The organism is uncultured Microbacterium sp., assembly GCF_963521645.1.
GTDB lineage: Bacteria > Actinomycetota > Actinomycetes > Actinomycetales > Microbacteriaceae > Microbacterium.
In genome coordinates this window covers 1-10,567 of sequence record NZ_CAUQVQ010000089.1, presented here as the reverse complement: position 1 = coordinate 10,567, position 10,567 = coordinate 1, and the positions used below count along the sequence as shown (strand labels likewise).

General features: G+C 70.2%; 6 protein-coding genes. 4 read left to right on the top strand and 2 right to left on the bottom strand.

Features of this window, described 5'->3' with window-relative positions:
• The coding region (locus tag RWO82_RS13565) for an MFS transporter (RefSeq protein ID WP_314427972.1) at nt 1-1,379 on the bottom strand (1,379 nt) is incomplete at its 3' end.
• 105 nt (nt 1,380-1,484) lie between these two features.
• Here RWO82_RS13565 and RWO82_RS13560 point away from each other — a divergent pair.
• Nucleotides 1,485-2,552: a low specificity L-threonine aldolase gene (locus RWO82_RS13560; protein ID WP_314427970.1), complete on the top strand. Its 1,068-nt coding sequence runs from the start codon at nt 1,485-1,487 to the stop codon at nt 2,550-2,552.
• 30 nt (nt 2,553-2,582) lie between these two features.
• Here RWO82_RS13560 and RWO82_RS13555 read toward each other — a convergent pair whose 3' ends face one another.
• Nucleotides 2,583-3,185, bottom strand: a complete 603-nt coding sequence (locus RWO82_RS13555; protein ID WP_314427969.1) for a DUF4916 domain-containing protein — start codon at nt 3,183-3,185, stop codon at nt 2,583-2,585.
• A gap of 61 nt (nt 3,186-3,246) precedes the next feature.
• Between RWO82_RS13555 and RWO82_RS13550 the strand changes: the two genes are divergently transcribed.
• The 3 genes from RWO82_RS13550 (at nt 3,247) to RWO82_RS13540 (ending at nt 10,492) form a co-directional block, all read left to right on the top strand.
• On the top strand, nt 3,247-3,903 hold the full coding sequence (locus RWO82_RS13550) for an alpha/beta fold hydrolase (protein ID WP_314427968.1): 657 nt from the start codon (nt 3,247-3,249) through the stop codon (nt 3,901-3,903).
• Between the two features lie 256 nt (nt 3,904-4,159).
• On the top strand, nt 4,160-5,773 hold the full coding sequence (locus tag RWO82_RS13545) for an ABC-F family ATP-binding cassette domain-containing protein (protein WP_314427967.1): 1,614 nt from the start codon (nt 4,160-4,162) through the stop codon (nt 5,771-5,773).
• 126 nt (nt 5,774-5,899) lie between these two features.
• Nucleotides 5,900-10,492 (top strand): ATP-dependent helicase, encoded by a 4,593-nt coding sequence (locus RWO82_RS13540; protein ID WP_314427966.1) that lies wholly within the window; start codon nt 5,900-5,902, stop codon nt 10,490-10,492.
• The last annotated feature ends 75 nt before the right edge of the window (nt 10,493-10,567 follow it).

Below are 10,567 nucleotides of genomic sequence, written 5' to 3'. Positions count from 1 at the left end.
GGCTCAGCCTCGGCGTGCGGCGCCTGCGCTGCGCCATCCTCTGCCTCTTCGGCCGGAATCTCCTGTTCGGGCGCGCTCGCGTACAGTTCTGTGAGCTTTCGGTACGACTTCGTGAAGAACGCCAGAGTGCCGGCCACCACCATGATGAGGCCCGCGAAGAGGCAGATCAGAGCGATGCCTCGCGCATCGCCCTCGCCCAGCAGCCACCCCCACTGCTGCTTGCCCTCGTCCGTGCGCATGTACGGGATGATGAGGAACTCGGCGATCGGAGCGATGAGGAAGGCCGTGACGGGAGCCGCCGCCGCTTCCATCGCGGCCGCGACCCCGAACACGCGACCCTGACGGTCGTAGCGCACGACCTTCTGGATGATCGTCTGCTCGGCCGCTTCGGCCGGCGGCACGAGCGCCATGTAGATCCACATGCCGATCACGTACAGCGGCCACCACTCGCGCAGCATGAAGACCGACCCGAGCAGCCCCATCACGATCACGACCAGCAGCAGCGTGCGCATCGGCTTCACCCCCAGGCCGAACTTCGCGACGAGTCCCCCGCCGATCAGGAATCCGGTCGACGCGAACGCCAGAGCGAACCCCCACATCTGCGCGTCGAACAGTGTGAGCCCGTAGGGGTCCATGAGCGCCATGTAGACGCCGCCGATGAGGTTGTTGAAGGTCGAGAAGATGATCAGCGCGAACAGGCCCGGCGCGAGGCGGATCGCGGTGACGCTGCCGCGGAAGTCGAGCGCGCTCTTGGCATCGGGGTCGGGCGTCGGCGCCCCCTCGGGGATGCGGATGAAGAGCAGGTGCACGAAGGTCAGCACCATCGCGCCGATCGCGATCGCCAGAGTCCATCCCATGCCGAGGAAGCCGATCGAGAGACCCGAGAACACGCTCGTCACGAGGAACGCGAGACCCTGCACGGTGCCGACCAGTCCGTTCGCGTTGGCCCGCTTCTCCTCCGGCACGAGCAGCGTCACCGTGGTCGACAGCGCGATGTTGCGCAGCTGCTCGATCACGCCGCCGAACAGGATGATCGCCGAGAACAGCCAGAACCATGGCCCCCCGAGGTCGAGCAGCGCGGCCTCGGGCTGCCAGACGTAGAGCAGACCCGCGATCAGGAAGGCGACGGCCGAGATCACGCTCGAGAGAAGCATGACCGTGTGCTTGCGGTTGCGGTCGACGATCGTGCCGAAGATCATCGCGAAGAAGGCGATGAACAGCATGTAGGCGCCGCCGATCACGCCCGTCGCGAGGACCGACTGCGTCTCGATGTACACCCAGAAGGTGAGCGCGAACCACAGGAAGCTCGTCGTCACGTTCGCGATGAGCGTGTTGACGAGGACGTTGGCGAAAGCGGTCTTCGCGGCGGTGCGCTCCATGAGATAGAGGGTAGGCGGAGCCCCCGACATTCGGTAGGGCGGTCATCCGATCCGAGACCGCCCGGCTCGGCATCCGGCGTCGGCGTCGGGCAATAGGCTTGCGTGGTGAGCATTCAGCATGACCCCGCGATCCGGGGCTTCGCCAGCGACAACTATTCCGGCGTGCACCCCGAGGTCCTCGAGGCCATCGTCGCGGCGAACGGCGGGCACCAGGTGGCATATGGCGAAGACGCCTACACCGAGCGCCTGCAAGAGGTCTTCCGCGCTCACTTCGGCGACGGCGTCGAGGCCTTCCCGGTGTTCAACGGCACGGGGGCGAACGTCACCGGCCTGCAGTCCATGCTCCCTCGCTGGGGGGCCGTGATCGCGGCGTCCTCGGCCCACATCAACGTCGACGAGGGCGGAGCGCCCGAACGGATCGGCGGATTCAAGATCCTCGCCGTGCCCACCGACGACGGCAAGCTCACGCCCGAGCTGGTCGACCGCGAGGCCTGGGGATGGGGCGACGAGCACCGCGCGCAGCCCCTCGTCGTCTCGATCACGCAGTCGACCGAGCTCGGCACGCTCTACTCGATCGACGAGATCCGAGCCCTCGCCGACCACGCGCACGAGCGCGGCATGACCCTGCACCTCGACGGCGCGCGGATCTCGAACGCCGCAGCCGCGCTCGACGTGCCCCTGCGCGCCTTCACCCGTGACGCCGGCGTCGACGTGCTCAGCTTCGGCGGCACCAAGAACGGTGCGATGCTCGGCGAGGCCATCGTGGTGCTGAACCCCGAGGCGTCGACCGGGCTGCGGTATTCGCGCAAGTTCAACATGCAGCTGTCGTCGAAGATGCGTTTCGTGTCGGCGCAGCTGATCGCGCTGCTCGAGGGCGACCTGTGGCTGCGCAACGCCCGGCACGCGAATGCGATGGCACAGCGGCTGCGCGGCTCGATCGAGGCCGCGATCTCGGCGGGCACGATCCACGGCGTCAGCTTCACGCAGCCCACGCAGGCGAACGGCGTGTTCGCGCAGGTGCCCGACGGGATCGCCGACCTGCTGCGCGAGTCGTTCCGCTTCTACGACTGGGACGCTGCGCGCAACGAGGTCCGCTGGATGTGCGGTTTCGACACCGAGGAATCCGACGTCGACCTGTTCGTCGCCGAACTCGCACGACTCACGACGCGCTGAGGCGCGGCGCGGGCGCAGCGGCCCGAGGCGCTAGCGGAGCAGGCCCAGATTGGCGAGCGCCAGGCGGATGAGTGTTCCCCTGCCGCCCTCCATCTCGGCGGCGACCGCATCGGATGCCGCCGCCTCGGGCGAGAACCAGGTCACCTCGAGCGCATCCTGACGCGGCTCGCACGTGCCCGTGACCGGCACCACGAACGCGAGCGAGACGGCGTGCTGCCGGTCGTCGTGATAGGCGCTGACGCCCGGGATCGGGAAGTACTCGGCGACCGTGAAGGGCAGCGGCTGAGGCGGCAGGAGCGGGAACGCCATCGGCCCGAGGTCGTTCTCGACATGCCGGAACAGCGCATCGCGGATCGTCTCGCCGAAGCGCACGCGACCGGACACGATGGTGCGCGTCATCTCGCCGAGCGGCGTGGATCGCAGCAGGATGCCGATCTCGGAGACCTGGCCCGAGCCGTCGGTGCGCACCGGGATCGCCTCGACGTAGAGCATGGGCAGGCGGCGGCGCGCCTCTTCGAGTTCGACGTCGCTCAGCCACCCGGGGTTGCCGTCACGAGACGGCGGCTGCGCGGCGTCGAAGCCTCCGAGGCCGTCTTCGGGCTCTGGCTCTGGATCAGGTGTGCGGACGGACATGTGTCCTTTCTACCAGCCGCGCCCGAGAGCCGGTGTCCGAGGTCGCTGGCATCATGAACGGGTGAGCGACGAACCGACGATCGACGGCACTCTCACGCGCTGGTCCACCACCGATCGCGCCGAGATGCCGCTGCTGGTGCTGCTCCACGGCTACGGTGCCGACGAGCACGACCTCTTCGGCCTGCTGCCGTATCTCCCCGAGGGCATCGCCGTCGCCTCCGTGGCAGCGCCGCTCGCTCCCCCCTGGCCCATGCCGGGTCGCTCGTGGTACGCGATCGAAGGTCTCGACGGACGCAGCTCCGATTCTGTGACCGCGGCGTCGAGGTCTTTCCTGCGGTGGCTCGACGAGGCCGCGCACGACTCACCGTCGGTCGCTCTCCTCGGCTTCTCACAGGGCGCGGCCGTCGCTCTGCAGGCGCTGCGTCTGGCACCCGACCGCGTCGACGCCGTGGTGGCCCTGAGCGGATACGTGGCAGACGGCGAGCTGCCGAACGACGAGCAGCTGACGGAACTGCGGCCTCCGGTGTTCTGGGGTCGCGGCACGAACGACCAGGTGATCCCCGAGGCCCGCGTCGCGCACACCGCCGAGTGGTTGCCGTCGCACACCGACCTGTCGGGGCGCGTGTACACGGGCCTGACGCACAGCATCTCGGAGGAGGAGCTGCGCGACGTGCACGTCTTCCTCACGAAGTGGCTCGAACGCGCCGCGAAGAGCTGAACGGGCGCAGCCCTCGCGACACGCCCGGGTTGCGAAACTCCGACACGCCCGGGTATCGTCGGGGAGTCCTGTCCGCCGTGTCTGGAAGTCCTTTGATCTGATCCGTCGCCTCCGCGCTCTTCTTCTCGCGCGCTGACCCGACGATCGCCGACTCCACGGCCGACCATCACCGCTGTCGCTCTCGACTGCGCGTCCCGAACAGACGGGACCATCGGTGACCGGTGTCAGTGCACCCTCGCACTCGACAGGAGACACCATGTCAATCCCCACTCATCATTCCTCGGTCACTCTCGACCGTCTCACCTTCACCTGGCCCGACGGCACGACCGCGCTCGATTCCGTCTCGGGATCTTTCGGGGCGGGTCGCACCGGCCTCGTCGGTCGCAACGGCGCCGGCAAGTCCACGCTGCTGCGCCTCATGGCCGGCGAGTTGACTCCGACCTCGGGGTTCCTCACCGCGGCCGGCGAGGTGGCGTATCTGCCTCAGCAGCTCACTCTCGACGTCGACCGCAGGGTCGCAGATCTGCTGGGCGTCGCCGAGACCCTCGACGCGGTGCGCGCCATCGGCGCGGGCGACGTCGACCAGACCCATTTCGACGCGGTCGGCGACGACTGGGACATCGAGGCGCGCGCCGAGATGTCGCTCGCCGAAGCCGGTCTCGCGCCCGAGTTCCTCGACCGCACGGTCGGCGAGCTCTCGGGTGGTGAAGCCGTGCTCGTCGCGATCGCCGGCATCCGCCTGCGTCGAGCGCCGATCACCCTGCTCGACGAGCCGACGAACAACCTCGATCGCGATGCCCGCGCCCGGCTGGCCACGATGGTCCGCTCGTGGAAGGGCACGCTCATCGTGGTCAGCCACGATCTCGCGCTGCTCGAGCTCATGGACGACACCGCCGAGCTCTACGCCCAGACCCTGAGCGTGTTCGGCGGGCCGTACTCCGAATGGCGCGCCTGGTTGGATGCCGAGCAGGAGGCGGCCCGACAGGCCGAGGTCACCGCGAAGCAGGAGTTCCGCAAGGAGAAGCGTCAGCGCATCGAGGCCGAGGTGAAGCTGGCTCACCGCGCCCGCACGGCGAAGAAAGCCGAGATCGAGAAGCGCGTGCCGAAGATCATCGCGCACGGTCGAAAGATGGCCGCCGAGGTGTCGGCGGGCAGGTTGCGCACCGAGGTCGGCGCGAAGGAGGATGCCGCGCGGACCGCTCTCGACGAGGCGGGGCGACGCCTGCGCTCCGATGCCTCGATGAAGATCGAGCTGCCGGATCCGCAGGTGTCGCGCAGCCGCCGTATCGCCCGGATCGGCGATGCCGAGCGCTCGTGGATCATTCAGGGTGCGGATCGCCTCGCGCTGATCGGCCCCAACGGCGCGGGCAAGACGACGCTGCTGGAGGAGCTGGTGGCGGACGCGGACGACGGTGGTCATGACACCGCGCGGATGCGGACCGCGACGGCTCTCACCGATCGCATCGGCTACCTGCCGCAGCGCGTCGACGGTCTCGATGAGCACCGGTCGGTGTTCGAGAACATCGCGGATGCCGCCCCGCAGGTGCCCGAGAAGGAGCTGCGCAACCGCCTCGCCCGGTTCCTCATCAGGGGAGCCACGGCCGATCGTCCGGTCGCCGCACTGTCGGGCGGGGAACGGTTCCGGGTGGCCCTGGCGAAGCTGCTGCTCTCCGACCCGCCTCCGCATCTCGTGGTGCTGGACGAGCCGACCAACAACCTCGACATCGACACCGTCGACCAGCTCGTCGAGGCGCTGCGCGCGTACCGCGGGGCTGTCCTGGTGGTGAGTCACGATGACGCGTTCCTCGCGAGGCTCGACCTCGATCTCACTCTCGTGATCGAGCCGGGCGGCTCGCTCGCCGCGGTCTGACGTCACGCCGCCGACCCCGCATCGCCCGGCCACGCGCGACGCGGGGTCGGCGGCGACGCGTACAGCATCCCGCTGCCCACGGACAACCGTGACCCCGATGTCGGTGGCACGGGCGATGATGGAGGGATGAGCGACGTGCTCGACCGCTTCACCCCCGCCACGCAGGACTGGTTCCGGGGTGCCTTTCCCGAACCCACGCCCGCTCAGGCCGGCGCCTGGAACGCGATCTCGGCCGGCAAGCACGCGCTGGTCGTGGCGCCGACGGGCTCCGGCAAGACGCTCTCGGCGTTCCTCTGGGCGATCGACAGCGTCTTCCGCGAACGCACCGAGAGACCGGTGGCGCCCGCCAAGAGCTCGAAGGCCGCGGATGCCTCGCGCACGCGCATCCTCTACATCTCGCCGTTGAAGGCGCTCGGCGTCGACGTCGAGCGCAACCTGCGCTCCCCGCTGATCGGCATCGGCCAGTCTGCGCGTCGCCTGGGCCTCGAGGCACCCGCTGTCACGGTGGGCGTCCGCTCAGGGGACACGACCTCGAGCGATCGACGCAAGCTCGTCTCCGACCCGCCCGACATCCTCATCACGACCCCCGAGTCGCTCTATCTCATGCTCACCAGTCGCGCCGGCGAGACCCTGCGCGACGTGCACACGGTCATCATCGACGAGGTGCATGCCGTGGCCGCGACCAAACGCGGCGCGCATCTCGCCGTGAGCCTCGAGCGGCTCGACGCTCTGCGACGCTCGCACGGCCATGAAGACGCCGCCCAGCGCATCGGCCTGTCGGCGACCGTGCGCCCGATCGACGAGGTCGCGCGCTTCCTCGGCGGTGCCGCCCCCGTCGAGATCGTCGCGCCACCCGCATCGAAGACGTTCGAGCTCGGCGTCGTCGTGCCGATGGATGACATGACCAATCCGCCTCCCCCGCCCGGCGCCCCGGCCGAGACGGGCGACTCCCCCGGCGCCGAGTACACCGAGGTCACCGGTTCGGTCTGGCCGCACGTCGAAGAGGCGATCGTCGACCGCATCCTGCAGAACAAGTCGACGATCGTGTTCTCGAACTCGCGGCGTCTGGCCGAACGCCTCACCGGGCGCCTGAACGAGATCTACTCCGAGCGCATCGGGGTCGCGCTGCCCGACGCCACCGTGCCGGCCGCGATGATGGCCCAGGCCGGCGCGACAGCGGGGGCCGATCCCGTGCTCGCCAAGGCGCACCACGGTTCGGTGTCGAAGGAGCAGCGCGCGCAGGTCGAGGAGGAGCTCAAGTCCGGAGTGCTGCGGTGCGTCGTGGCGACGAGCAGCCTCGAACTCGGCATCGACATGGGCGCGGTCGATCTGGTGATCCAGGTCGAGGCGCCGCCCTCGGCCGCCTCCGGACTGCAGCGCGTCGGTCGCGCCGGCCACCAGGTCGGCGAGATCAGCCGTGCGGCGCTCTTCCCCAAGCACCGTGGCGATGTGCTGCACACCGCGATCGTCACCGAACGGATGCTGGCGGGCAAGATCGAGGCGATCCAGGTGCCGCGCAATCCGCTCGACATCCTCGCGCAGCAGACCGTGGCGGCCAGCGCTCTCGGAGCCATCGGCGTCGAGGAATGGTTCGAGACCGTGCGACGGTCGGCGCCGTTCCAGTCACTGCCTCGCTCGGCCTACGAGGCGACGCTCGACCTGCTCGCCGGTCGGTTCCCCTCCGACGAGTTCGCCGAGCTGCGCCCGCGACTGGTCTGGGACCGGGACGCCGGCACGCTGACCGGGCGCCCCGGCGCGCAGCGCATCGCCGTCACGAGCGGCGGCACGATCCCCGACCGCGGCCTCTTCGGCGTGTTCGTCGCGGGCGAGACGACGGGCGCCCGTGTCGGCGAGCTCGACGAGGAGATGGTCTACGAGTCGCGCGTGGGGGATGTGTTCACGCTGGGCACCACGAGCTGGCGCATCGCCGAGATCACGCACGACCGCGTGAACGTGATCCCGGCCTACGGACAACCCGGCAAGGTGCCGTTCTGGCACGGCGACGGCATCGGGCGCCCGTTCGAGCTCGGTGAGGCGCTGGGGCGCTTCTCGCGCGAGGTGTCGGCGGCGAGCCCCGAGAAGGCCGCGCAGCGACTGATCGAGGCAGGGCTCGACGAGCAGGCGCGGATGAACCTGATGGCGCATCTCACCGAGCAGCGCGAGGCGACCGGCACGCTGCCCACCGACCGCACGCTCACCGTCGAGCGCGGGCACGACGAGGTCGGCGACTGGCGCGTGATCCTGCACTCGCCCTACGGCATGAAGGTGCACGCCCCGTGGGCGCTCGCGATCAACGCGCGCATCCGCGAGCGCCTCGGCGTCGAGGGGTCGGCCGTCGCGAGCGACGACGGCATCATCGTGCGCATCCCGGATGCCGAGGCCGAGCCGCCCGGGGCCGAGCTGTTCGTGTTCGATCCCGACGAGCTCGAGCAGCTGGTCACACAGGAGGTCGGCGGCTCTGCGCTGTTCGCCTCGCGCTTCCGCGAGTGCGCCGCCCGTGCGCTGCTGATGCCGCGGATGAACCCGAACAAGCGCACGCCCCTGTGGCAGCAGCGCCAGCGCTCGGCGCAGCTGCTCGAGGTCGCGCGCCGTCACCCGACGTTCCCGGTCATCCTCGAGACTCTGCGCGAGGTGCTGCAGGACGTCTACGATCTGCCGTCGCTGCGCCGGCTCGCGGTGTCGATCGCCGATCGCCGGATCCGACTCGTCGAGACCCAGCCCTCGCAGCCCTCTCCCTATGCGCGCGACCTGCTGTTCGGCTACGTCGGCGCGTTCATGTACGAAGGCGATTCGCCGCTCGCGGAGCGCCGGGCGGCCGCGCTCTCGGTCGATCCCGCACTGCTCGGCGAGCTGCTGGGCACCGTGGAGCTGCGCGAGCTGCTCGATCCCGCCGTCATCGCGCAGTTCGAGCGCGAGGCGCAGCGTCTCGACCCCGAACGACACGCGCGCGGCCTCGAGGGCGTGGCAGATCTGCTGCGGATGCTGGGGCCGATGGATGCCGCCGAGGTCGATGCTCGGCTCGACCCCGAGACGGGTTCGGCGTCCGATCACCTCGACGCGCTGATCGCCGCCCGTCGCGCGATCCCCGTCACGGTGGCCGGCTCCACGCGCGTCGCCGTGATCGAAGACGCGGGGCGACTGCGCGACGCGCTCGGCGCCGCGCTGCCCACCGGCATCCCGGTCGCCTTCCTCGAGCCGCTCGCCGATCCGCTGGGCGACCTCGTGGCGAGGTACGCCCGCACGCACGGTCCCTTCACGACGGAGGCGGTGGCGACACGATTCGGCATCGGCGGCGCCGTCGCACGCCACACCCTGCAACGCCTCGAACACGCCGGACGCCTGACCAGCGGGTACTTCCTGCCCGAGGCGTCGGGATCGGGCAACGAGACCGAGTGGTGCGACGCCGAGGTGCTGCGGCGACTGCGCATGCGTTCGCTCGCCGCGATCCGCGGCAGCGTGGAGCCGGTCTCGCCGGAGGCCTATGCACGGTTCCTGCCGGAGTGGCAGCACCTGACCCGTCCGCTCGAAGGACTCGACGGCGTGCTCACGGTGATCGAGCAGTTCGCCGGCGTGCCTGTCCCCGCGAGCGCCTGGGAGTCTCTCGTGCTCCCCTCGCGCGTCCGCGACTACTCGCCGGCGCTGCTCGACGAGCTGACGGCCGCCGGTGAGGTCATCTGGTCGGGACACGGCACTCTCCCGGGTCGCGATGGGTGGGTGTCGCTGCATCCGGCCGATCTCGCTCCCTTCACCCTGCCCGAGCCCGACGATGAGATCGCCGCCGACTCGCTCGAGGCGCGCGTGCTCGGAGCCCTCGAGGCGGGTGGGGCCTACTTCGCTTCGCAGCTGAAGGAGATGACCGGGTCCGAGAACGAGCAGTCGGTGCTCGAGGCGCTGTGGTCGCTGACCTGGGCGGGGCGCGTGACCAACGACACGTTCGCACCGATCCGGTCGCTGCTCGCCGGTGGATCGCAGGCGCACCGCGTCACCCGGCGTGCTCCACGGGCACGCACGTACCGCGGCATGTCTCTCACGCGCACCGCTCCACGGCCGACGTCGATGGGCGGCCGATGGTCTCTGCTGCCCACGGTCGAGACGGATGCCGCTCGTCGTGCGACCGTCACCGCCGGGCTCCTGCTCGACCGCTACGGGGTGGTGACCCGCGGTGCCGTGCAGGCCGAGGGCGTGCCCGGCGGCTTCGCACAGGCCTATCGCGTGCTGGCGGGTTTCGAGGAGGCGGGCCACTGCCGACGCGGCTACGTGATCGAGCGACTGGGCGCCGCGCAGTTCGCCGCGTCGGCCACGGTCGACCGACTGCGCACCTTCGCGGGCCTCGCCGATCCGCCGCCGCGGAACGCGGTGACCCTCGCGGCGACCGACCCCGCGAACCCTTACGGCGCAGCGCTCGGGTGGCCACGACGCGACGACGTGTCGCATCGTCCGGGCCGCAAGGCCGGTGGACTGGTCGTGCTCGTCGACGGCTCCCTCGTGCTGTACCTCGAGCGCGGTGGCCGCACGGTGCTCTGCTTCACCGACGATGCCGACGTGCTGCGGGCTGCGGCGACCGACCTGGCGACGACCGCGCGCGCCCGCCGGCTCGACACGCTCACGGTCGAGAAGGTGAACGGCGAGGGCGTGTACGGCACAGAACTGGCCCTCGCACTGCAGGAGGCCGGTTTCGTCGCCACCCCGCGCGGATACACGCTGCGCAAGGTGATCTGACTCGCCGCGCGCACGGTGCGACCCCGGTGTGACCCCTCGCAGCGCGAGGTGTGACCCCGCGCAGCACGAGGCGCG

Excerpts from the sequence above, each read along its gene's own strand:
- RWO82_RS13555 (WP_314427969.1), bottom strand. The coding sequence starts at position 3,185 with ATGTCCGTCCGCACACCTGATCCAGAGCCAGAGCCCGAAGACGGCCTC.
- RWO82_RS13545 (WP_314427967.1), top strand. The coding sequence starts at position 4,160 with ATGTCAATCCCCACTCATCATTCCTCGGTCACTCTCGACCGTCTCACC.
- RWO82_RS13540 (WP_314427966.1), top strand. The coding sequence starts at position 5,900 with ATGAGCGACGTGCTCGACCGCTTCACCCCCGCCACGCAGGACTGGTTC.